Raw genomic sequence first — 21,316 nt, 5'->3', positions numbered from 1 at the left:
ATGCAGTTCGACATCACCCATGGCCCTCCCCGTTCTCCGGCCGCCGCGGCGTCGGCCGACGCGGCGGTGACCGAGTTATTCCTTTTTCACCGGCTTGCCCTGGTACGGCTGGCGTTCCTGCTGGTCGGCGACCAGGAGACCGCCGAGGACGGGGTCCAGGACGCCTTCGCCGCGGTGTATCGCAGGTGGAGCGCGCTGGCCGACCACGAACAGGTGCTGCCCTACCTGCGCACGGCCGTGCTCAACGGAAGCCGGATGGTGTTGCGGCGCAGGGCGGTCATCGGGCGGTTCCGCGGCCAGCGCGAGGTTCCGCTCTGGTCGGCCGAGGCCGCGGCGGCACGAGCGCCGCCGTCTGCGTGAAGCTGCCGATGCTCGCGAAGAACCCGGCGTGCCAGTACACCCGCGACGTCGCGCCGGTCCGCGGGCTCGGCGCCGTCGCGCTCGGCGCGTACACCCTGGCCGAGATCCTGGCGCTGCCCGCCGACGAGAAGGGGCTGCGGGAGTGGCTGAGGGCCGAGGCGGCCAAGAAGGACAAGGGCGCGGCGCGGCCGTTGGAGGAGGTCATCGCCGGTGCCCGGTTCCTGCTGTCGAAGCCCCTCCGCCCGGTGGTCCGGGCCACCGTCCTGCGCCTGCTGGCGGACCTGCCGACGACCGCCGTCCGTGGGGTGGTCAGGGACCCGCTGAGCCGTGAGGGCCTGGCCGTGGACTTCGACCAGGGCAAGCGGTACTTCAGGGAGTTCGGCGAGGACGACGAGGTGCTCGAGGACCATACGACCGTCCTCGACCCGGCGACCGGCGAGATCCTGGCGGAGATCACCAAGGCCGGAGAGGACACCGTGGGCCTGTCCAAGGGACAGACCATGGACTCCCATACCTGGACGCCCACGACGGGCTGGACCGACGACCGCCCGGAACGCCCGCGCAACTGCCGTCGCCCGCAGCCGGTCGCCGGCGGATGACCGGCTGCCGGTGGCCGCTCCGCGCAGCAGCCTTCAGGTTCGGCGCGAGATGAACATGATGTACTCGCAGGGAGCGTTCGTCCGGTTGGCGAAGCCGTGGTCGGCGTCGGCCTGGAAGAACAGGGAGTCGCCGGTCTCCAGGGTCTCGTTGATCCCGCCGATCGCGACGGTGAGGGTGCCTTCGAGCACCACGAGCTGTTTCTCCGTACCCGGCGGATAGGCGGGCAGCAGCCCGGTGGACACCTGGGCGGGGAGGTGGTGGAAGACCATCTCGGCTCCTCCCGCGCCCGGGGCCGCCGACACCATGTGCCGCTCGAAGCCGGTCTCCGGGTCGCGGAACACGGGACGATGGCCCTTGCGCATGACGACGGCCACGCCGGACGCGGCCCCGGCCGGCGCGCCGATCAGGTCCGACAGCGACGCGTCGAGCGCGTGGGCGATCCTCGACGCGACGCCGATCGTCGGGCTCTTCTCACCGCGTTCGACCTTGGACAACATCGCCCGGCTGACCGACGCCTTCGCGGACAGCTGCTCCAGCGTCAGGCCCGCCTCCTCGCGTCGTCGCCGCACGTTGACGCCGAACGCCCCGGCCAGGTCGTCGCCGTGCTGTGGTCCGGCCACGTCTGCGTCTTTCTCGACCACCGTGCTCCTCGATCGATCCGTACCTCGCTGTCCCACAGTGTAGGGTTTCTTCTAAAGAAGATTATGTCTTCTATCGAAGACGGGCGATGCGCGCCCGCCATGACGGAGGTTCCATGCGTTTCAGTTCGGGTGGCGGGCTCCATGCCACGTTCGAATTCGGCGAGCTGCAGGTGATCTCGTTGCGCGACGGGTACATCGACATGCCGCCCACACGGCTGCGCGACGAGGACGGGCGCACGTTCGACGAGCTGCCGGCCGCCGTCCCGCTGGCCGGCGACAACCTGCGGCTGGCGGTCAACGCCTTCTACGTCACCGACGGCACGCGGTCGGTGCTCATCGACACCGGCGCGTCCGACGCCTGGCACGACCCCACCATGGGGCTGATCTACGACGCGCTCGACGAGGCGGGCATCGACCGCGCGGACGTGACGGACGCGGCCATCACCCACAACCACGAAGACCACGTGAGCGGCCTGATCGCGCCGGACGGCTCAGAGGCGTTCCCGAAGCTCGAACGCGTGTGGATCGGCGCGGGCGACGCCTCGGTCTTCGCCGGGCGGCGGCTGGCGCCGATCCGCGACCGGGTCGTGCCCGTGTCGGAGAAGGTGGCGATCAACGAGTGGGCCACCGCGCTCCCGACGCCGGGCCACACCCCCGGGCACACCGTCTACGAGATCAGGAGCTCCGCCGGCCGCCTTCTCGTCTGGGGCGACACCGTGCACGTCCCCACGCTGCAGTTCGACCGGCCGAGGGTGACCTGGGAGTTCGACGGCGACCAGGCCGAGGCCCGCGCCGCGCGAGCGGCGCTGCTCCAACGGCTGAGCCGGCCGCACCACTTCGTGGCCGGCGCCCACCTCGACTCACCCGGCATCGCCCGCGTGACCCCCTCCGGCGAGGGCTACGCGCTGGAGTACCTCGCACCGCCGATCGGCTGATCGAGCCCGCCGGCTCCGGGCCGCGCCCGCGACGGAGCAGCCGGCCGGTCCGGCGCTCACGCGTCGGTCACCACGACGTCCTCGCTCCTGACGAACATGACGCGGTGGCCGAACTGGATCTGGTGGTACTCCTGGGTGCCACGGACCACCCGGTGCTGCGTGGTGTCGAAGGTCGTCGCCCTGTAGTACTCGCCGGTGGTGGTCAGACCGACCGTGTACGACTGCCCGGCCGGGAACGTGTACTGCAGCGGGACCAGCGGCTGCACCTCGACGTCCGGCGGGTACGCTGCCTCCTCCGGGTAGGCGCGGCCGTACACGGGGACGGAGTCCAGGCCGGGCCGGGGCGTCGCCGTCCGGGCCCGGCTGGGCACGGCCACGGGACCGGACGCCGGGTTGTGGAACCACGCCTTCTGCCCCAGGTACCAGATGGCGGTCCAGTCGCCCTGCCGCTCGGCGACGACGTAGCGCTGCCCGGTGGCGGCGCGGGCGGCGTGGTCGTACACGCTGAACGTGGACTGGTCCGTCGGATGCTTGCCGATGTCCTTGACGAGCGGCGCGTCCTCGCTCGGCCCGGTGTGCAGCCAGACCGAGGCCGACCCGTGGGCCGGGCAGTCGGTCTCGGGGTGGTCGTCGTCGCAGCCGATGTAGTGCGGACGGTTGGTGTCGTAGTCGGGCCGGATCATGACCGTGGCCGTGCCGGAGTCGCCGTCGGGGCTCAGCGGAGCGCCCAGCAGGTCGAAGAAGTGGGCCCAGTCCCAGTACGGGCCCGGGTCCTCGTGCATCCCCTTCACCTTGTCCGGCAGCATGCCGGGCACGTTGTCGTGGCCGAGGATGTGGGCGCGGTCCAGCGGGACGCCGAACCGGTCGGCCAGGTACCGCACGAGCTTGGCGGACGTGCGGTACATCGCCTCGGTGTACCAGGTGCCGCCGGCGGCGAGGAAACCCTCGTGCTCCAGGCCGATCGCCTTGGCGTTGACGTACCAGTTGCCGGCGTGCCAGGCCACGTCCTTGGTGTGCACGTGCTGGGCGAGGTGGCCGTCGTGTGAGCGCAGCGTGTAGTGCCAGCTCATCTCCGACGGGTCCCGCACGAGGTCGAGGGTCTTGTCGTACAGCTCCTCGGTGTCGTGGATGACGATGTACTGGATCGTCTGGCTGGTGGGGCGGTCGGCGATGTCGTGGTTGCCGTACTTGCCGTTCGGCAGCGGGCTGTAGGGGGCCGGGATCCACTCGCCGGACAGCGAGTCGGGGCACTCCACGGCGTCCGCGCCGGCCAGGCGGGGCAGGTCCAGCCGGGCCAGCCAGGAGCGCGCCGGGTACACCTCGGGAGAGGGCGGCAGCGTCACCTCGGCGCCGCTGTCGGTCACGCGGGTGGCGCCCTCGTGGATGACCTCGTACACCTCGTCGGCGAAGTTCGCGGCGATCTCCTCGGCGGTGGCGCCCGAGTAGCGGGCCACCGCGCCGTACCAGTCGGCGGGGTCGGCGCTCGGCGGGGCGCCCAGGGCGCGCTGGTAGTCGGCGAGCAGCGCCGCGCCGCCGTCGATGTTGGCCGCCGGGTCCTTGCGCAGGCGCTCGGCGCTCTCGCCGGTCAGCTCGGCGGCCCGTTCGAGCGTGTGCAGGGACGCGGGCAGGCCGCCCGGCCGCTCCACCGGCTCTCCGGGACGCAGCGCGGGCCGGGAGTCGTCGCCGCGCGGGTCCTCTTCACCGTCGATGTGGTGGTGCCGCGAGGTGCGCAGCATGGCGCCGTCGGTGAGGTGCATGGGGCCGAACCCGCCGGCCGTGCTGGGCCTGCCGCCGTTGCAGTCCCAGCGCGACTCCATGTACGAGACGGCGAGCAGGACGCTCTCCGGCACACCGTGTCTCCGCGCGGCCTGTTCGAACGCCTGCGGCATCGTCGTCGTCATCACCACCACCTCCACCTGCACCGTCGCATGGATACGGGCCCAGCTGGAGGTCACATGTCATAGTTTTCCGCTTTCTTTCTGGAGACCCCGGCCTTCCCCCTGAAGACCCCGGCTCCTTCTTTCCAGAGACCCCCGCACAGGCTCTCCGCCTTGCTCGTCCAGCCCGCCTCTCACGCCAGGTCGAGCACCGCCTTGCCGTGCACGCGGCGGTCGAGGAGGGCGGTCGCGGCCTCGCCGGCGTCGTCCCAGCCGCCGCGCCAGGTGATCTCCGGGCTCAGCGTGCCGTCCGCGACCCGCCCGGCCAGCCAGGTCAGGTCGCGGTGCAGGCCCTGGCAGTAGAGCAGGTGGAAGGTCACCAGCGAGCGGTCGTGGCGCTCGGGCCCGCCGAACAGCGCGCCGAACGGGAAGCTCTCGCCCTCGCCGGTGGAGTGCCCGACGGCGACCAGCGTGCCGCCCTCGGTGAGCTGGTCGAACGCCTCGACCAGCGGGACGCCGCCGAGCAGGTCCAGGACGCCGTCGAGCCGTCCGCCGCTCTCCGCGGGGGCGGTGACGACCTCGTCCGCACCGAGCGCACGCAGCCCGTCACCGTGCCGGCCCGGGTCGCCGGTGGCGGCGATGACGTACGCGCCGCCGAGCCGGGCGAGCTGCACGGCGTACCGGCCGACGCCGCCCGTCGCGCCGGTGACCAGGACGCGCCGCCCCAGGATCGGCCCCAGGCGGTCGAGCGCGCGCAGCGCGGTGGCGCCGGCGACCGGGATCGTGCTGATCGCGCCGGGGTCCGCGCCCTGCGGCACCACCCCGATCCGGTCGGTCGGGACGGCCCGCAGCTCGGCCCACCCGCCGTCCCAGCCCAGCGTGACCACGGGCGTGCCCGCGGCGGGCCCCGAGCCGTCGGCCGCGGCCTGGACGACGACCCCCGCGGCGTCCCAGCCGAGCACCGTGCCCTCGGGCGCCTCCTGCAGGGCGTGCCTGACCTCGCCGTAGTTGAGCGACGTGGCGGTGACGCGGACCAGCGCCTCGCCGGGCGCCGGCACCGGGTCGGGCGCCTGGCCCACCCGCAGGCCACCGGGAACGGAACGGTCGACGATCAGAGCGCGCATGATGACATCCTCCAAAGTGCCACTGAGTGGCATAAGCCTATAGGAGGCATATGCGCTCCAGATACACTGGGCACGATGACCGCCGACCTGCTGCCGCTCCGCGAGCGCAAGAAGCTCAAGACCAGGGCCGCCCTGGTGGACACCGCGCTCGCGCTGTTCACCGAGCGCGGCTTCGACCAGGTGACCCTCGACGAGCTGTGCGCGGAGGTCGAGGTCTCCAAGCGCACGTTCTTCCGCAACTTCGCCAGCAAGGAGGAGGTCGCCTCCGCCCCGCTGGAGGCGCTGTGGACCGCGCTCCTCGACGACGTCGAGCACGCGCCGCTCGGCGGCCGTCCCGTGCTGGAGGTGCTGCAGGAGGCGATGCTCGCAGCGGTGCGCCGGATGTCGGCGGAGGGGCCGGAATGGGTGGCCCGCGTGCGGCTCAGTCAGGAGCTGTCGCAGCGTACGCCGTCCATCGCCGCGCATGGGCTGCAGTTCTGCGACCGCACCAGCGCGGCCTTCGAGACCACCCTGCGCAGGCGGCTCGGCCTCGGCGACCGCGACCACCGGCCCAGGCTGGCGCTCGACCTGCTGGTGGCGGCCTTCCACGCCGCCCTGCGCGGCTGGACCACCACCTCACCGGACCCCACGCTCGACGACCTGCTCACCGAACTCCGTACCGTCTTCGCGGCGACGCCGGCAGCGGCCACGTTCACCGGCGACGAACCGAGCCACTGAGCCGCTCCCCCTGCAGATTCAGGCCGGCCCATCCCCCCGTGCGAACCCAGGCCTCAGCGGGCGTCACGACCGCAGGTGGGCCGGCCCACCACCACGACCAGGCGATGCGCCTCCACCAGCTCGGCCACCCGCTCGACCAGCGCGGTCCGGCCGAAGAAGTACGCCTGATCGGTCGTCTCGAACCTGGCCGGCCCCCGATACGGCGACCGTGCCGCATCCCCGCCCGAACCGGTGGCCCCACGGGCGGCGGTGAGGGCCTCCTCCCATCGGGCCCGCCACCGCTCCGCGTCGCCGCCGCCCCCATATCCCCGAATACGGGCAAACCAGCACAACGCACCCAGCCAGGTGAAGGTGATCAAGTTTTGTCCAGGTGGCGCATCGGGGTTCCAGACAATCCAGCAGCCGCCAAGACTGGCCCCTGCCTGCCGTTATCCGCTCGGCGGGCCGACGAATTCACGGCCTGGGACCGTCCAGGCAACAAAGCGAGGAGAGCTCATGCTGAAAAGATTCATCCCGGCAGCCGTCGCCGCCGTCTCCCTGGCCACCGGCGCACCGATCGTGCTCGGCTCGGCGCAAACGCCGTTACAATGTAGATTAAACTTGGGCATCGGCGACACACCGACCCGCAACCCGCTCTCCCCTACACCTACCGCTTAACCTGCAGAAACACGTCCATGGACATGGACGTGACCCTGCCCGGGGAAGAACGGAGCCGCCCGACATGCCTGCCGCCCCGCCCGGACCCGGCCGTACCGCCGAGCAGATCCTCGCCGACACGGCGCGGATCACCGATCCGGCGCTCATGCGCGCGGTGAACTGCCTGCCCTCACCGCTGCGGGAGAGCGTGTACTACCACTACGGCTGGGCCGGCCGGGACGGCGGGCCGGCCACCGGTGTCCGCGGCGGAACCGGACGCAAGGGCATCGCCTTCACCCTGCTGTGCGCGGGCATCGACGGCGGCCCGGTCGAACGCGGCCTGCCCGCCGTCGTCGCCGGCAACCTCCTGATGAACGTGGCCACCCTGCACGACGACATCATCGACCTGGAGGCCCAGCGTCGCGGCCGGCCCACCGTCCTGGCGGCCTACACCACCGGGCACGCCATCATGGCCGGTGACGCCCTGCTGGCCCTTGCCTTCTCCCACCTGGGCGAGCACCCGCACCCCCGCACCCAGCAGGCGCTGCGGACGATGCGCGCGGGCTGGCTCCAGCTGTGCGCGGGCCAGGTCCGCGACGAGGAGCACGAGGGCCGCTGCGAGACCAGCCTCGACCAGGCCGTCTCCGTGCAGGCGGCCAAGACCGCCGAGGGCGTGCGCGCGGTGTGCTCCCTGCCCGCCCTGCTGACCGACGCCTCCGGCACGCAGGTGGAGGCCGCCGGCCGGTTCGGGTTCCATCTCGGCATGGCGGTGCAGTACCACAACGATCTGTCGGATCTGTGGCCGGCGGAGCAGCTCAGCCGGTCCCGCTACGGTGACGTCCGCCGTCGTAAGATCACGCCCACGGTCGCGGCGTGCCTGGAATCAGGGCACCGCGACAGCGGGCGGCTCGCCGAGTTCTACCAAGGGGACGGCGAGCCCGCCGAGGAGGGGCTGGCCGCCGTCGCGGACCTGATCGACCGGTGCGGCGGCCGCGCCTGGACCCGTGCACAGAACCACGCGCACCTGCGCCTGGCCCTCCGGAGCCTCCAGGAAGCCGACCCACCGCCGGCCGTCTACAGCGACGCGGTCACCCTCGCCGGCATCTACCTGGTGGGAGATGCCGAGCCCTCCGCCCACACCTGAGCCGTTCCGCCTGGTCCAGAGGGCGGAGCCGTCAGTGCGGCACGTCCAGACCGGCGCTGCGGGCCGCGTCCATTCGCTGCGGTGACGAACTGCTCGTAGGTGCCCATGCCACGCGGCTATGCCCCCTACTACGCCACCGGTGTGCCGGAAGCGGCTCTGTTCAAGGTAACCGACGGTGTGGAGTCTCAAACGCCTACGAATATGACGGGTTGGCCCGCGTAACCGCGGAGAAGTTCCTCACCGGCAACGGCATCGGACAAGAGAAGTGGCGAACCACCACCAGGTACGGCGGTGACCGGATACACGTGGACCCGCCCATCGGTGGCACACCGACCACCACCATCACCGACGCGCGGGAGCGCACAACGGAGATCCGCCAGCACAAGGGAGACGGCCCCAACGGCGACTACGATTCCACGACCTACAGCTACGGTCTAACCGGCCAGCTGTCTAAGGTCACCGACAGCTCCGCCACGTCTGGACGTACACCTACGACCTCCGTGGCCGGCAGATCGAGGCTCCGGACCCTGACAAGGGAGCCACCAAGAGCAGTTACGACGACCTCGATCGCGTCACTCAGACCCGCGACGGCTCGCCCACCGGCACCCTCGCGCGGTCACGATCCTGCGCAGCGCGGGAGAGAGCGCCGCGCTCGCGGGCAGCCTCGCCTCCGCCCTCGCCCCGATCATCCCGGCCACGCAGGCTCCGGACAGCGAGAACCCGGCCGACCTAGACCAGTGACACCAGGTCGTCCCAGCGGGTGAAGAGCACCCCGAGCGCCGCGCCGAGCAGCCCGGCCAGCACCGCGATCCCCACGTCCGCGGCACCCGAGCCCGCCGTAGCCACCAGTCCCAGTACGGCCAGCGAAACGAGCACCAGGTTACGGACGACGTGCGGCACCCCGAGCGGTGTCTCCGAAGCGCCGAAGCACCGGCAGGGCACCGCGGCGCCCCGCCGCATGACCAGCAGGGTAGCGACGGTGAACCCGCCCAGCAGCACGGCCGCCAGCGTGAACCCGACCGCGCCCGCCCACCCCAGCGGCATTGCGGTCAGCACGATGACCGCGGCCTCGCCCGCCGCCACGGCGAACGGGACGGCCGGCGAGCGCCAGGTCGTCATGTCCGTCGCCGACGTGGCGAAACGCCGCCACGCCTCGCGCCCGGAGACCTTGCTCGCCAGCGCCACCGCGAACACGGTGACCAGCAGCACACGACACCCAACAGCGACATAAAGCATGATCACCGTCTCCGTCCACGACGACACCGCACGCAGTATGGCCCGTCGTTCTCAGCGATTTCTCAACGCCATCTCAATGACTACGCTCGAAGATCGTGCTGATTCGGTTGCTTGGGCCGGTCGAACGGGAACGCGCGGGCAAGATCATCCCGATACGCCCTCCGCAGGTGGCGCTGGCCGCGCTGGCCTGGGAGGTCGGGCACGTCGTATCGGAGGAGACGCTGTAGAACAGGATCTCGGGAGAGCAGGTGCCGAACGGCGCCAGGAAGACCCTGTACACGATCATCACCCAGATCCGCCGCGAGGTGCTCGGCGACGACGGCGACGTGTTACGCAGGCTGGGCGGCTACCTGCTCGACGTGGACGAGTCAGCAGTCGGCGTCGCCCGCTTCCGCACGCTGGCCGAGCGCGCGGTCACCGCATCCGATCCGGGGCCGCTGCTGGAGGAGGCGCTCACGCTGTGGCGCGGCGAACCGCTGACGGGGGTGCCGGCGAGTGGGCGGAACGGGCCCGAAGGGCGCTGGGCGAGGAGCACAAGGAGGTCTCACTGCGCTGGGCGCGCGCCGTGACCGAGACCGATCCGGGCGCGGCCGTGGCAGCACTGGCGCCGCTGGCGCCGCCGGCCGAGGATCACCCGCTGGACGAGCTCGTCGCCGCGGTGCTGATCGAGGCGCTGCAGGCGCACGTCCACCTGGGCCTGACGGTGCCGCTGAGCAGGCTCAGGCCGGGGCGGGAGCTCGGGCACGCGTACGGGCGATGGAGCTGTTCAGGCAGGCGGGCGACGCCGTCGGCGAGCGCGGGCGCTGACCAACGCGAGCTGGTGGCGGGCCAACCGCGGCGAGTACGCGCAGGCGCTGGAGAACAGCCGCAGGTCACAGCGGCTGCCGGCCGAGTACGGCTACGCCCAGGGCGAGGGCCACGCCTGGGACAGCATCGCCTCCGTGCTCAACGCGATGGGCGAGCATGCGCGGGCGGTCGAGTGCCACGAGGCCGTCGGCGACGCCGACGCCGACAAGATCCAGCAACGGGCACCGGCATTGAGAAACCGTTGAGAATCCGCTGAGACCCACGGCGCATGATCCGGGCAACAACCCGATCCCCAGAAGGGAGAGCTCCATGAGCACGATGTCCGCGCTTCCTGGAGAGAGTCGCCCGCACGGACATGGTGCTGAAGTATCCCTCGAAAACCGGAGGTAGTCATGCCGTTCGCGGTAGCTCTCGTGGTCTTCGCCTGCGCGCTGTGCGCGGTGGACCTGACGTTGACCCTCGCGGTGGTCAGGCGGTTGCGTGACCACACCACGCGGATCGACGCACTCTACGCCGCCGTCGCGGGCGAACTGGAGGCCAAACAGGAGAACAACGCTGTGTGAGCGGCGCCGCGGACCGACATGCCGTGACAACGGAGGAAGGTTCGATGAAGACCCTGAGCAACCTGGCCGACCGGATCCTGGAAAAGGTCGCCCCCCACGCCATCGCCCGCGCCACCGACTGCGGCTACTACTGCTGCGGCGCCCAGTTCTATGGGGCGTACTGCTGCTTCTACCCCAACGGGAGCAGCCACTGCGGCGACTGCGTGCGCCGCTATTGCTAGCGGTGAGCGGTCTCGCTGATTGATCTGGTGCCCGGCCGCCCCCTGCCGGGCACCCCCCTTACGAACCGGAGGTGTGCTGTGCCGTTCGTGATCGCCGTCGCGGTGCTTGTCGGCGTGCTGTGCCTGGTCGACCTGGCGATGACCCTCGCCGTGACCAGGCGGCTGAAGGAACACGTCAAGCTGATCGACGCCCTGGACGAGGTCGTGGAGATGGGCGGGCTGTTCGGGAAGGGCGGCCTGGCCGTAGGTGACCGCGTCGGCGACTTCGACGTGCGTACGGTGGACGGGACCATGGTGGCACTCGACCGGCTCCCCGACGACACGGTGGTCGCGTTCATCGCGGCTGAGTGCGCGACGTGCCGCAAGAAGCTGCCCGAACTCGTCTCCTGGGCATCCGGCCAGGACAGGTCGCGGGTGCTCGTCGTGATCGACGGCCGCGGCGGCGGCCACGAGCAGATGGTCGGCAGCCTGTCCCCGGTCGCCCAGGTCGTGCTCGAGGACGGCGGCGGCGCCGTCAGCGCGGCGTTCGACGTCAACTCGTTCCCCAGCTTCTTCCTGGTCGGGGAGGGCGCGGTAACAGGAAGGGTGCGCGACGTCGCGCGGCTGCCCAGCGGATCCGCGGCGTGATGGGCGGCAGGCGGGAGACCCCCGGGTTCAGCCACCTGGCCGCGGGCGCGGCGCGGGGTGCCGCGATGGTGTGCAGGGCGGCACCTGCGCAGGTCATCGGCTACCTGGCCGTGACGCTGGTGGGCGCGGGCGCGCCGGTCGTGCTCGCCTGGCTGACCAAGGCCGTGCTCGACGGCATCGCCCGCGGAGAGGTCTCCGCGCTGCCGGGACAGGCCGTAGGGATCGCGGTGATCACCACGCTGGCCGCGGCGGCCGCGCAGGCAGGGCAGTACCTGCGGGCCGAGGTCGACAGGCGGGTCTCGCTGCGGGCCAAGGACGAGCTGTTCACCGCGATCTGCGGTTTCACCGGCCTGGCGCCGTTCGAGAGCCCGGCCTTCCTGGACCGGTTGCGGATGGCGCAGCAGAGCGCGAGCAACCCCGGCAGGCTGATCGACACCGCGCTGTCGGCCGTGCGCAGCGCCATCACCGTGGCGGGCTTCGTGGGCTCGCTGCTGGTGATCAGCCCGCTGTTCACCGGGCTCGTGCTGCTGTCGGCGCTGCCCGCGTTTCTGATCGAGCTGCGGCTCTCGCGCAGCCGGGTGAACATGATGTGGCGGATCGGCCCGGTCGAGCGCAGGGAGATGTTCTACGCCCGGCTGATGTCGACCGCGGAGGCCGCCAAGGAGATCCGGCTGTTCGACCTGGGCTCGTTCCTGCGCGGGCGGATGCTGGGCGAGGTGCGCACCGCCAACGCCGCCCGCCGTTCGGTGGACAGGCGCGAGTTCGCCGTGCAGGCCGGGCTGGCGGGCGCGGCGGCGGTGGTGGCGGGGATCGGCCTGGTCTGGGCGATCCTGGCGGCCGGGCAGGGCAGCCTGAGCGTCGGTGACGTGTCGATGTTCGTGGCCGCTGTCGCGGGCGTGCAGTCCGCGCTGAACACGGTGGTGTCGGCCGGCGTGATGGCGCACGAGCAGTTGCTGATCTTCCACCACCACATCAGGATCACCGGCGAGGGCCCGGGGCTGCCCGCCCCCGCCGAGCCCGCCGTACTGCCCGAGCTGCGGGGCGGGATCGAGCTGCGCGACGTGTGGTTCCGCTACAGCGACGAGCACCCGTGGGTGCTGCGCGGCGTCGACCTGTTCATCCCGCACGGGCAGACGGTCGCTCTCGTGGGGCGCAACGGCGCGGGCAAGAGCACGATGGTCAAGCTGCTGTGCCGCTTCTACGACCCGACCCGGGGCTCGATCCTGTGGGACGGCGTCGACATCCGCGACGTACCGCCCGAGTCGCTGCGTGCCAGGGTCGGCGCGGTGTTCCAGGACTTCGTCGCCTACGAGTTGACCGCCCGCGAGAACGTCGGCGTCGGCGACCTGACCGCCGCCCAGGATCACGTACGGCTGGAGCGCGCGGCCCGCGAGGCGGGGGTCCATGATGCGGTGTCGGCCCTGCCGTACGGCTATGACACGCTGCTCAGCCGCGATTTCGCGCCCGAGCAGGACGAGGAGGAGGACGGGGTGCTGCTGTCCGGCGGGCAGTGGCAGCGCCTGGCCCTGGCCAGGGCGTTCCTGCGCAGCGACAGGGACCTGATGATCCTCGACGAGCCGAGCGCGGGCCTGGACGCCGAGGCCGAGTACGAGGTGCACACCCAGCTCGCGCGCCTCAGGAGGGGCAGGACCAGCGTGGTGATCACGCACCGGCTCGGCTCGACTCGCGACGCCGACGCGATCGTGGTGCTGTCCGACGGCGTCGTCACCGAGCGGGGCACGCACGCCGAACTCCTGGCCGCGGGCGGCACCTACGCGGGCCTGTACGGCCGCCAGGCCAGCGGCTACCGCGACGACCTGGCGGCCAGGCCGTGACCGCCGTCGTCGTCGCCGTTGCCGCCCTGGCGCTGCTCGCGCTGGCCTGGCTGCGGCTGCGCTACCTGGTGGTGACCGTCGAGGGCGACAGCATGCTGCCCACCTACCAGCCAGGAGAGCGCGTCCTCGTACGGCGGGCCAGACCCACCCGCGTCCGCACCGGCCAGGTCGTCGTGCTGGCACGGATGGCGGACGAGGGCGAGACTCGGTGGATCATCAAACGCCTGGCAGCGGTCCCCGGCGACCCGATCCCCCGCGAGCAGATCCCCGCGCTCCGCGACGCGCCGGGAACTCAGGTGCCCGCCGGTCGCCTCGTCGTCGTGGGCGACAACCCGGCGCAGTCGTTCGACTCCCGCGTGTCGGGCTACCTGAGGGCCGACCGCCTGCTCGGCGTGGTCCTGCGCAAGCTGGCCCCGCGCTAGCGCGCGTACGGTGAACAGCAAGCCCACCGTGAACGGCCAGCCCGCGGTGAACTGCGCGGCCGTTTACCTCGATATTGACCTCCTGTGGTTCATCAACTCAAATGCAGGTGACGCCGTCCATCGCGCGCCGGCGCAGGAGGAGCGACCCCATGAGACGCAATGCCGTGTTAGTCCTGGTCACGAGTGCCGTCTGTGTGCTCGTGGCCACTTCGGTCCCCGGTTCGGCGAACGCCGCCAAAGGCGATCCCGCCGACCTCCTGGTGAAGGCCAGGCCCGCACTGCTGCACAGCTCGCCCGAGGACGCGTACGTACGGCAAAGCCCGGCCGAAGGGCAGGGCGGGCTGCGCTACACGCCCTACACCCGCACGTACGCGGGGCTGCCCGTCTACGGCGGCGACTTCGTCGTGGTCAGCACCGCCGCCGGCGAGGTCCTGAGCACCTCCGTCTCCCAGGAAAGCCCCCTGGACGTGGCCACCACGCCCAGGCTCGGCGCCGCCGAAGCAGCCCGGGTGGCCAGGAGCCAGCTGCCCCAGGTCTCCTCGATCGCCACGCCCCGGCTGGTGGTCATGGCTGAGGGACGCGGCCGGCTGGCCTACGAGGTGCTCGTCCACGGCGCCGTCAGCGGCAGGGAGAGCAAGCTGCACGTCTTCGTCGACGCGCTGACCGGCGCGGTCGTCCTGAAGTCCGACGAGGTCAAGGCGGGGGTGGGCAACAGCTACTACAACGGCAACCCGGTCACCATCGGCACCATGGCGACCGGCTCGTCCTTCGCCATGATCGACCCGGTGCGGCGGAACGTGCGCTGCGGCGGCCCGAACGGCTCCGCCTTCACCGGGCCCGACGACTCCTGGGGCAACGGCAGCGGCACCAACCTGGAAACCGCCTGCGTCGACACGCTCTTCGCGATCGACACCGAATGGGACATGCTCAAGACCTGGCTGGGACGCGACGGCTTCAACGGCGCCGGCGACGGCTACCCCGCCCGCGTCGGCCTGAACGACGTCAACGCCTACTGGAACGGCGTCAACACCGTCTTCGGCCACACCTCCGACAACCTGCGCCAGCTCACCGCGATGGACGTCGTGGCGCACGAGTACGGCCACATCGTCTTCGCCACCACGCCCGGCCTCGACCTCGGCGACAACGAGAAGGCCATACTCAACGAGTCCACCGGCGACATCTTCGGCGCGCTGACCGAGCAGTACGCCAACGAGCCCGCCACCCTCGACCCGCCGGACTACACCGTCGGCGAGGAGGTCAACGTCGACGGAACCGGCCCGATCCGCTACATGTACAAGCCGTCGCTGATCCCCGGTCACCCCGACTGCTTCAGCAGCGCGGTGCCGTCGATGCCGCCCCAGGTCGGGGCCGGCGTCCAGAATCACTGGTTCTACCTGCTGGCCGAGGGCAGCAACCCGACGAACGGGCAGCCGCCCAGCCCGACCTGCGACTCCTCCTCCATCGTCGGGCTCGGCGCGCGCAAGGCGGGCCAGATCTACATGGGCACGCTGCTGCGCAAGACCTCCGCCTGGCCGCACACCATGGCCCGACGCGCCTCGCTGCAGGCGGCCCTGGACATGTTCCCCTCGTCGTGCCTGGAGTACAACACGGTCAAGGCCGCGTGGAACGCCGTCCGCGTGCCCGCCCGGGCCGGCGAGCCGTACACGTGCGACTTCTCGGTCTCGGTCAGCCCCGCCGCGGCGAGCGTGCAGCCCGGCCGGACCGTGAGCGTCACCGTCGGCAGCGCCGTCGTCTCGGGCGCCCCGCAGCAGATCTCGCTGTACGCCCGGGGGCTCCCGGCGGGCATGACGGCCTCCTTCAGCCCGTCGAGCATCACCACCGGCGCCACCTCCACGCTGACCGTCACGGTCGGCGCGAGCACCCCGTCCGGCACCTACCCGATCACGGTGCTGGGCGACGGCGTCGCCCTCGACCACACAGCCACGCTCACCCTGACCGTGGCCCCATGAGCCGATGACGCCTCAGCCGGGCCGTGCCCGGCTGGGGTTGCGGCGGCCGCGCAGGCAACCGCGTCGCGAGCGCGAGCGCGGACGGTCCCGGCAGCCAGATCGCGGCCCACAGCAGCCCGTACCCGCCCAGCAGCCGGTCCGTCCCTGCGGCTGTGCGGATGAAGGCATCGTTTTCCCGTCCTGAGTCACCAGGGCCGTCTTGTGATCCACTGGTCACGCCCGCGCTCCGGCGGTGGGCGTCCCGCACGTCGTGGGCGGCGGATTGCCGAACCATGACCGGCGCCCGCGTGTGGCCGTCATGGCCGCGGGTGCATGTAGAGGAACATGGGTCCCCGCAGCGGGTTCGACGCCTTCCGCGCCCTGGCCGACCGTCGTGGCCGGCCCGGCGTCCGGCTGCTCGACGCCCTGACCGAAGCCGCCGGGAGCGGGCACGGGCCCGCCGCGGCCTGGGCGCCCGACGTGGCCGGGCGGTTCGGGCTGCCCGCGGCCGCGGGGCTCGGACCGGCCACCTTCTACGCCGATCTGGCCGCTCCGCACGGCCGCCGTCACGTGCGCGTCTGCACCGCGGCGGCCTGCTTCGCCGCCGCGGCGGGCCGGCACATCGGCGAGGTCGAGGAGACGCTGGGGGTCGGCGTCGATCAGGTCTCCGCGGACGGGGAGGTCTCCCTGCAGGGTGTCCGCTGCCTCGGCTACTGCTACGCCGGTCCGGCCTGCCTCGACGGCGACACGCCGTGCACGGGCCCGGCGCTCGCCGCCCAGCTCTCCGGCCGCGCGCTCCCCCACGCCCCGCCGATCCCGGCCACCGACGTCACGGGCGCTCCCGTCGTGCTGGCGGGCGTCGTCGAGGGGCAGGACGCCTGGCAGGTGTGGCCGGACGTGCTGCGGGCCGGCGCGCCGGAACGGGTCCTGCGCGAGGTGGCGGCCTCCGGGCTGCGCGGGCGCGGCGGAGCGGGGTTCCCCGTCGCCGCCAAATGGGCCGCCGCCGGACGTTCGCCCGGCACCGTGGTGGTCGCCAACGGCGACGAGGGCGATCCCGGCTCCTACGCCGACCGGCTGCTGATGGAGGCGGATCCGGGGCGGGTGCTGGAGGGGCTCGCGCTGGCCTGCTTCGCCTGCGGGGGCCGCCGTGGCGTGGTGCTGGTCCGGTCGGAGTACCCGCGCGCGCTGGCGACCATGCGGACGGCGGTCGAGCAGGCCCGCGCCGACGGACATCTGGGACGGCGGGTGCACGGCACCGACGTCGATCTCGACATCGAGGTGGCCGAGGGCTCGGGCTCCTACGTCGCCGGCGAGGAGACCGCCCTCGTCGCGGGGCTCGAAGGCGGCCGCGGCTGCGCCCGGCCGCGCCCGCCGTACCCGACGCAGCACGGCCTGTGGGACGCCCCCACCGTCGTGAACAACGTCGAGACGCTGGCCGCGATCCCCTGGATCGTCCGGCACGGCGGGACCGCCTACGCCGGGCGCGGCACACCGTCGGAGACCGGCACCAAGCTGGTCTGCCTGTCCGAACGGTTCGCCCGGCCCGGCTGCTACGAGGTCGAGATCGGCACTCCCGTAGGCAGGATCGTCGAGGAGTTGGGCGGCGGCCTGCGCGAAGGCGCGGACCTGGCCGTCGTCCAGGTCGGCGGGCCTCTGGGCGGCTTCCTCGCCGCCGACCGGCTCGACGTTCCGTTGACGGAGGCGGATCTCGCAGCCCGCGGAGCGGCACTTGGACACGCCGGGCTGGTCGCCTTCGACCGGCGGGTCGCACCCGAGGAGGTGCTGCGCCACGTCTGGGAGTTCGCCGCGGCCGAGAGCTGCGGCGCCTGCTCGCCCTGCCGGGTCGGGTCCCGCAGGGGGCTGGAGATCGTCCGGGCCGGGCAGCCGGGCGCGGAGTACGAGCGGCTGCTCCGCGTCATGGGTGAGGCCAGTCTGTGTGCCTTCGGGCGGCGCGTCCCGGCGGCCGTGCGCAGCCTCGTCCACGCCTTCGGCGACCGGCTCGCGGGGTGGGACCGGTGAGGGTGCGGGTCGGCGAGGTGGTCGTGCGGGTGGCCGGCGACGCCTCGATCCTGGACGCCGTGCGGGAGGCCGGGGTGAGCCTGCCCGCCCTGTGCGACGACGCCCGCCTGACGCCGGCCGGTTCCTGCCGGGCCTGCCTGGTGCGAGCGGGCGGAAAGCTGGTCGCCGCGTGCGTGACGCCGGCCGCCGAGGACGTCCCGGTCGAGGTGGACGCCGACGATCTGCGCGCGTCGCGTCGCGCGGCCGTGGAGCTCATCGTCTCGGCCCTGCCGCCGTACGCACTCGACGACGACCACGCCGGCAGCGAGCTGGCCGGGGTCTGCCGGGACCTGGGTATCACGCCCGGGACGGCCCGGGGAAGCGGCGGCAGGGGCCGGGACGACAGCCACCCGTACGTCCGCCTCGACCGGGACCTGTGCATCGCCTGCGGCCGGTGCGTACGGATGTGCGCCGAGGTGCAGGGCACCTTCGCCCTGACCCTGACAGGACGCGGATCCGGCACGGTGGTCGCGCCCGGCACGGGCGGACCGTGGGCGCGGTCCGACTGCGTCGCGTGCGGCGGCTGCGTCGACACCTGCCCCACCGGCGCGCTCACCGAGCCCGGCCTGCCCGGCGGCGGCCACGCGCCGGAGCTGCCGCGTACCCGCACCACCTGCGGATACTGCGGCGTCGGCTGCTCCCTGGACGTGCTCACCAGTGACGGCGCCGTGACCGCGGTGCTGCCCGCCCGCGACGGCCCGGTCAACCGCGGGCACGCCTGCGTCAAGGGCCGCTTCGCCCACGGCTTCCTCCGCTCGCCCGACCGGCTCACCCGGCCGCTGCTGCGCCGCGCCGGCCGCCTGGAAGCGGTGAGCTGGGAAGAAGCCCTCGACCACGTGGCCCGGGGACTGTTGGCGGCGGTCACGGCAGGCGGGCCGGACGCGGTGGCCGCGATCTCCTCGGCCAGGGCGACCAACGAGGAGAACTACCTGCTCCAGAAGTTCATGCGGGTGGTGATCGGCACCAACAACGTCGACAACTGCTCCCGGCTGTGCCACGCGCCGTCGGCCGCCGGGCTGACCGCCGCGTTCGGTCTGCCCGGCGGCACCGACCGCTTCGAGGACGTGGAGAGCGCCGACTGCCTGCTGGTGGTGGGGGCCAACCCGGTCGAGGCGCACCCGGTGGTCGGCGCCCGCCTGCTGCAACGGGTCCTGCGCGGGGCACGGCTGGTCGTGGCCGATCCGCGCGCGGTCGGCCTGGCCCGCCACGCCGACGTCCACCTGCGTCCCCGTCCGGGCACCAACGTCGCGCTCTTCCACGGGATGGCGCACGTGCTGCTGGCCGAGAACCTGGTCGACGAGGAGTTCCTGCGCCTGCGGGCGGCCGGCCTGCCGGAACTGACCGCGCTGCTGGCCGGTTACTCCCCCGAGCGTACGTCGGCCGTCACCGGCGTCCCGGCCGCCGACGTCGTCGCCGCCGCGCGGCTGTTCGGCCGGGCGCGGAGACCGGCGATCGTCTACGGGCTGGGCGTCACCGAGCACCTGCACGGCACGGACGGCGTACGCGTCCTGGCCAACCTCGCGATCCTGCGCGGGGCGGTCGGAACCGGGCGCGGGTTCGGCGTGAACCCACTGCGCGGCCAGAACAACGTCCAGGGCGCGTCTGACATGGGCGCTCTGCCGGACCTGCTGCCCGGGTACGGCAGGGTGACCGACCCCGACGCCCGCGCCCGCGCCGGACGCATGTGGGGGGTGCCGGTCCCGCCCCGGCCCGGCCTGCGGATCCCGGAGATGTTCGCCGCCGCCCGCTCGGGAGAGCTGCGCGCGTTGTGGATCGTCGGAGAGGACGTGTGCGCCACCGACCCGGACAGCACCCACGTCGTCGAGGCCCTGGAGAGCTGCCCGCTCGTCATCTGCGACGAACTGTTCCTGTCCGAGACCGCACGCAGGGCCGACGTCGTGTTCCCCGCCGCTTCCTGGCTGGAGAAGGAGGGCACGTTCGTCAACTTCGACCGCCGCTTCCAGCGGGTGCGGGCCGCGCTCGCCCCGCCCGGAGCGGCGCGGCCCGACTTCGAGATCATCCACGCGGTCGCCGCGGCGCTCGGGGTCGATCTGGGCTGCGCCACGCCGGCGCAGGCCCTGGCCGAGTGCGGCCGGCTGGCGCCCGTCTTCGCCGGTCTCTCCCACGAACGGCTCGACCGCGAGGGTGCCGTCCCCTGGCCCTGCCCTGATCCCGACCGTCCGGGAGAGTCCTCGCTCTACCGGGAACGGTTCGCCACCCCGGACGGGCTGGCGCACCTCAGCGCCGCGCCCTACCTGCCGCCCGGCGAGGAGCCCGACGCCCGCTACCCGCTGGTGCTGGTCACGGGGCGGCGCTGGGCGCACTACAACTCCGGCGGCATGACCCGGCGGACGGACAACCTGCGGCTCGACCCCACCGACCGGCTCGACGTGCATCCCGTGGACGCGGCCCGCCACACCCTGGCGGACGGCGACCGCGTCACCGTCCGCAGCCGCCACGGCCAGGCCCGGCTGACCGTCCGGCTCAGCGACGACGTGCGCCCCGGCCAGGTCTTCTGCGCCTTCCACTTCCCCGCCAGCGGGGTCAACGCCCTCACCTCGGACCGGGGCGACACCGCGACGTCGTGCCCCGAGTACAAGGTCACCGCGGTGCGGCTGGAGCCCGCGTCCGCCGGCGGAGAACCCGCGGCGCGCCAGACATGACGGTGGGCGGCTTCGGGGTAGGGGAAGGGCGGGGGCTCGGGGGAGGCGCAAGATGGCTGGACGGATCGTGGCGGGCGTGGACGGCTCGCCGCCGTCGATGGCGGCCGTGGAGTGGGCCGCGGCGGACGCCCGCAGGCGCTCGCTGGCGCTGCGGCTGGTGCACGTGTGCGAGCCGTGGACGGGCGACGTCGGGACGGCCGAATACTGCGCCGGGATGCTGGAATCGGCGGCGGACCGGGCGCGCGGCCTGGTTCCCGGCGTGGAGGTCGGCACGGAGATCCTGCCCGGTCCGGTGGTGGAGGACCTGGTGCGCGAGTCGGCGGAGGCCGACAGCCTGGTGCTGGGCAGCAGAGGGCGGGGCGGTTTCGCCGGGATGGTGCTCGGCTCCACGAGCCTGGCGCTGGCCGGGCGCGCCACGAGCCCGGTCGTGGTCGTCCGGGAGGCCGCCACGCTGCGTCACGGCCGGATCGTGGTCGGATACGACGGCTGGCAGTCACCGGCCGCCATGGAGTACGCCCTGAAGCAGGCCCGCGCCCAGGACGCGGAGCTGCTGGTGCTCTACGCCTGGCGGCCGCCGATCCTGTCCTCGTACGCCTCGGCCTACAGGATGCTCGGCGAGAGCTTCGAGGACAACGCCCGCGACGCCGCCCAGGAGGTGATCCCGTGGCGGGAGGGGAACCCTGACGTGCGGATCGTGGACGAGCAGGTGTGCGATCATCCGGTCGCCGCTCTCAGAAACGCGTCGTCCACGGCCGACCTGGTCGTGGTGGGCTCGCGCGGGCTGGGCGAGTTCGCCTCCACGATGCTGGGGTCGGTGAGCCACGGGGTGCTGCACCACGCGGCGTGCCCAGTGGCCGTGGTGCCGCCCGGCGGGGCCGCACATGCGTCCCGCTGACGGGTC

General features: G+C 72.6%; 21 protein-coding genes. 16 read left to right on the top strand and 5 right to left on the bottom strand.

Features of this window, described 5'->3' with window-relative positions:
* Positions 1-360 carry a sigma factor gene (locus ABT158_RS17770; RefSeq protein ID WP_352354438.1) on the top strand — a complete coding sequence of 120 codons (360 nt, stop codon included), beginning with the start codon at positions 1-3 and terminating at the stop codon, positions 358-360.
* A gap of 8 nt (positions 361-368) precedes the next feature.
* Positions 369-959, top strand: a complete 591-nt coding sequence (locus ABT158_RS17765) for a hypothetical protein (protein ID WP_352354436.1) — start codon at positions 369-371, stop codon at positions 957-959.
* Between the two features lie 33 nt (positions 960-992).
* On the opposite strand, the gene ABT158_RS17760 is transcribed toward ABT158_RS17765, so the two are convergent.
* Entirely contained in the window at positions 993-1,601 is a 609-nt protein-coding gene (locus ABT158_RS17760) for a helix-turn-helix domain-containing protein (RefSeq protein WP_352354434.1), read from the bottom strand.
* Between the two features lie 113 nt (positions 1,602-1,714).
* Between ABT158_RS17760 and ABT158_RS17755 the strand changes: the two genes are divergently transcribed.
* Complete coding sequence (locus ABT158_RS17755) at positions 1,715-2,536, top strand: MBL fold metallo-hydrolase (RefSeq protein ID WP_352354433.1); 822 nt, start codon at positions 1,715-1,717, stop codon at positions 2,534-2,536.
* A 56-nt stretch (positions 2,537-2,592) separates the two neighbouring features.
* Here the strand turns inward: ABT158_RS17755 and ABT158_RS17750 are convergent, their stop codons facing one another.
* Together ABT158_RS17750 and ABT158_RS17745 are read right to left on the bottom strand one after the other, a co-directional pair.
* Complete coding sequence (locus ABT158_RS17750; RefSeq protein WP_352354431.1) at positions 2,593-4,437, bottom strand: N-acetylmuramoyl-L-alanine amidase; 1,845 nt, start codon at positions 4,435-4,437, stop codon at positions 2,593-2,595.
* Between the two features lie 170 nt (positions 4,438-4,607).
* A complete protein-coding gene (locus ABT158_RS17745; RefSeq protein ID WP_352354429.1) occupies positions 4,608-5,537 on the bottom strand; it encodes a zinc-binding dehydrogenase in 930 nt (309 codons plus the stop codon).
* Positions 5,538-5,612: 75 nt separating this feature from the next.
* On the opposite strand from ABT158_RS17745, the gene ABT158_RS17740 reads away from it, so the two are divergent.
* Positions 5,613-6,254, top strand: a complete 642-nt coding sequence (locus tag ABT158_RS17740) for a TetR family transcriptional regulator (protein WP_352354427.1) — start codon at positions 5,613-5,615, stop codon at positions 6,252-6,254.
* Positions 6,255-6,307: 53 nt separating this feature from the next.
* Here ABT158_RS17740 and ABT158_RS17735 read toward each other — a convergent pair whose 3' ends face one another.
* Entirely contained in the window at positions 6,308-6,613 is a 306-nt protein-coding gene (locus tag ABT158_RS17735; protein ID WP_352354425.1) for an nSTAND1 domain-containing NTPase, read from the bottom strand.
* Between the two features lie 362 nt (positions 6,614-6,975).
* Between ABT158_RS17735 and ABT158_RS17730 the strand changes: the two genes are divergently transcribed.
* Positions 6,976-8,034 carry a polyprenyl synthetase family protein gene (locus ABT158_RS17730; RefSeq protein WP_352354423.1) on the top strand — a complete coding sequence of 353 codons (1,059 nt, stop codon included), beginning with the start codon at positions 6,976-6,978 and terminating at the stop codon, positions 8,032-8,034.
* Positions 8,035-8,763: 729 nt separating this feature from the next.
* Here the strand turns inward: ABT158_RS17730 and ABT158_RS17720 are convergent.
* Positions 8,764-9,270 carry a MauE/DoxX family redox-associated membrane protein gene (locus ABT158_RS17720; protein ID WP_352354804.1) on the bottom strand — a complete coding sequence of 169 codons (507 nt, stop codon included), beginning with the start codon at positions 9,268-9,270 and terminating at the stop codon, positions 8,764-8,766.
* Between the two features lie 95 nt (positions 9,271-9,365).
* Between ABT158_RS17720 and ABT158_RS17715 the strand changes: the two genes are divergently transcribed.
* The 11 genes from ABT158_RS17715 to ABT158_RS17665 all read left to right on the top strand — a co-directional run bounded on the left by ABT158_RS17715 (position 9,366) and on the right by ABT158_RS17665 (position 21,310).
* Complete coding sequence (locus ABT158_RS17715; RefSeq protein ID WP_352354421.1) at positions 9,366-9,497, top strand: hypothetical protein; 132 nt, start codon at positions 9,366-9,368, stop codon at positions 9,495-9,497.
* A 21-nt stretch (positions 9,498-9,518) separates the two neighbouring features.
* Positions 9,519-9,839 carry an AfsR/SARP family transcriptional regulator gene (locus tag ABT158_RS17710; RefSeq protein ID WP_352354419.1) on the top strand — a complete coding sequence of 107 codons (321 nt, stop codon included), beginning with the start codon at positions 9,519-9,521 and terminating at the stop codon, positions 9,837-9,839.
* Between the two features lie 630 nt (positions 9,840-10,469).
* Positions 10,470-10,640 (top strand): hypothetical protein, encoded by a 171-nt coding sequence (locus ABT158_RS17705; protein WP_352354417.1) that lies wholly within the window; start codon positions 10,470-10,472, stop codon positions 10,638-10,640.
* A gap of 44 nt (positions 10,641-10,684) precedes the next feature.
* Complete coding sequence (locus ABT158_RS17700; RefSeq protein ID WP_352354415.1) at positions 10,685-10,861, top strand: hypothetical protein; 177 nt, start codon at positions 10,685-10,687, stop codon at positions 10,859-10,861.
* Between the two features lie 78 nt (positions 10,862-10,939).
* Positions 10,940-11,488 carry a TlpA family protein disulfide reductase gene (locus ABT158_RS17695; protein WP_352354413.1) on the top strand — a complete coding sequence of 183 codons (549 nt, stop codon included), beginning with the start codon at positions 10,940-10,942 and terminating at the stop codon, positions 11,486-11,488.
* Entirely contained in the window at positions 11,488-13,323 is a 1,836-nt protein-coding gene (locus ABT158_RS17690; protein ID WP_352354411.1) for an ABC transporter ATP-binding protein, read from the top strand. Before ABT158_RS17695 ends, ABT158_RS17690 begins: the two co-directional genes overlap by 1 nt.
* Positions 13,320-13,745, top strand: a complete 426-nt coding sequence (locus ABT158_RS17685) for a S26 family signal peptidase (RefSeq protein ID WP_352354409.1) — start codon at positions 13,320-13,322, stop codon at positions 13,743-13,745. The genes ABT158_RS17690 and ABT158_RS17685 overlap by 4 nt, the downstream gene beginning before the upstream one ends.
* Positions 13,746-13,894: 149 nt before the next feature.
* Positions 13,895-15,715 (top strand): M4 family metallopeptidase, encoded by a 1,821-nt coding sequence (locus ABT158_RS17680; RefSeq protein ID WP_352354407.1) that lies wholly within the window; start codon positions 13,895-13,897, stop codon positions 15,713-15,715.
* A 324-nt stretch (positions 15,716-16,039) separates the two neighbouring features.
* The gene (locus tag ABT158_RS17675; RefSeq protein WP_352354406.1) at positions 16,040-17,713 is read left to right on the top strand and encodes an NAD(P)H-dependent oxidoreductase subunit E; all 1,674 of its coding nucleotides are present in this window, start codon (positions 16,040-16,042) and stop codon (positions 17,711-17,713) included.
* Entirely contained in the window at positions 17,710-20,415 is a 2,706-nt protein-coding gene (gene fdhF, locus ABT158_RS17670; protein ID WP_352354404.1) for a formate dehydrogenase subunit alpha, read from the top strand. The genes ABT158_RS17675 and fdhF overlap by 4 nt, the downstream gene beginning before the upstream one ends.
* Before the next feature lie 52 nt (positions 20,416-20,467).
* Entirely contained in the window at positions 20,468-21,310 is an 843-nt protein-coding gene (locus ABT158_RS17665) for a universal stress protein (RefSeq protein WP_352354402.1), read from the top strand.
* Positions 21,311-21,316 lie beyond the last annotated feature (6 nt).

Source organism: Nonomuraea sp. NPDC001636, assembly GCF_040298265.1.
Taxonomy (GTDB): Bacteria; Actinomycetota; Actinomycetes; order Streptosporangiales; family Streptosporangiaceae; genus Nonomuraea.
This window is presented reverse-complemented; position numbering and strand designations above follow the sequence as displayed.

Bases quoted from the DNA above. Each gene is read 5' to 3' on its own strand.
- ABT158_RS17770 (WP_352354438.1), top strand. From the start codon at position 1: ATGCAGTTCGACATCACCCATGGCCCTCCCCGTTCTCCGGCCGCCGCG.
- ABT158_RS17765 (WP_352354436.1), top strand. From the start codon at position 369: ATGCTCGCGAAGAACCCGGCGTGCCAGTACACCCGCGACGTCGCGCCG.
- ABT158_RS17755 (WP_352354433.1), top strand. From the start codon at position 1,715: ATGCGTTTCAGTTCGGGTGGCGGGCTCCATGCCACGTTCGAATTCGGC.
- ABT158_RS17750 (WP_352354431.1), bottom strand. From the start codon at position 4,437: ATGACGACGACGATGCCGCAGGCGTTCGAACAGGCCGCGCGGAGACAC.
- ABT158_RS17745 (WP_352354429.1), bottom strand. From the start codon at position 5,537: ATGCGCGCTCTGATCGTCGACCGTTCCGTTCCCGGTGGCCTGCGGGTG.
- ABT158_RS17740 (WP_352354427.1), top strand. From the start codon at position 5,613: ATGACCGCCGACCTGCTGCCGCTCCGCGAGCGCAAGAAGCTCAAGACC.
- ABT158_RS17730 (WP_352354423.1), top strand. From the start codon at position 6,976: ATGCCTGCCGCCCCGCCCGGACCCGGCCGTACCGCCGAGCAGATCCTC.
- ABT158_RS17720 (WP_352354804.1), bottom strand. From the start codon at position 9,270: ATGCTTTATGTCGCTGTTGGGTGTCGTGTGCTGCTGGTCACCGTGTTC.
- ABT158_RS17705 (WP_352354417.1), top strand. From the start codon at position 10,470: ATGCCGTTCGCGGTAGCTCTCGTGGTCTTCGCCTGCGCGCTGTGCGCG.
- ABT158_RS17700 (WP_352354415.1), top strand. From the start codon at position 10,685: ATGAAGACCCTGAGCAACCTGGCCGACCGGATCCTGGAAAAGGTCGCC.
- ABT158_RS17690 (WP_352354411.1), top strand. From the start codon at position 11,488: ATGGGCGGCAGGCGGGAGACCCCCGGGTTCAGCCACCTGGCCGCGGGC.
- ABT158_RS17680 (WP_352354407.1), top strand. From the start codon at position 13,895: ATGAGACGCAATGCCGTGTTAGTCCTGGTCACGAGTGCCGTCTGTGTG.
- ABT158_RS17675 (WP_352354406.1), top strand. From the start codon at position 16,040: ATGGGTCCCCGCAGCGGGTTCGACGCCTTCCGCGCCCTGGCCGACCGT.
- ABT158_RS17665 (WP_352354402.1), top strand. From the start codon at position 20,468: ATGGCTGGACGGATCGTGGCGGGCGTGGACGGCTCGCCGCCGTCGATG.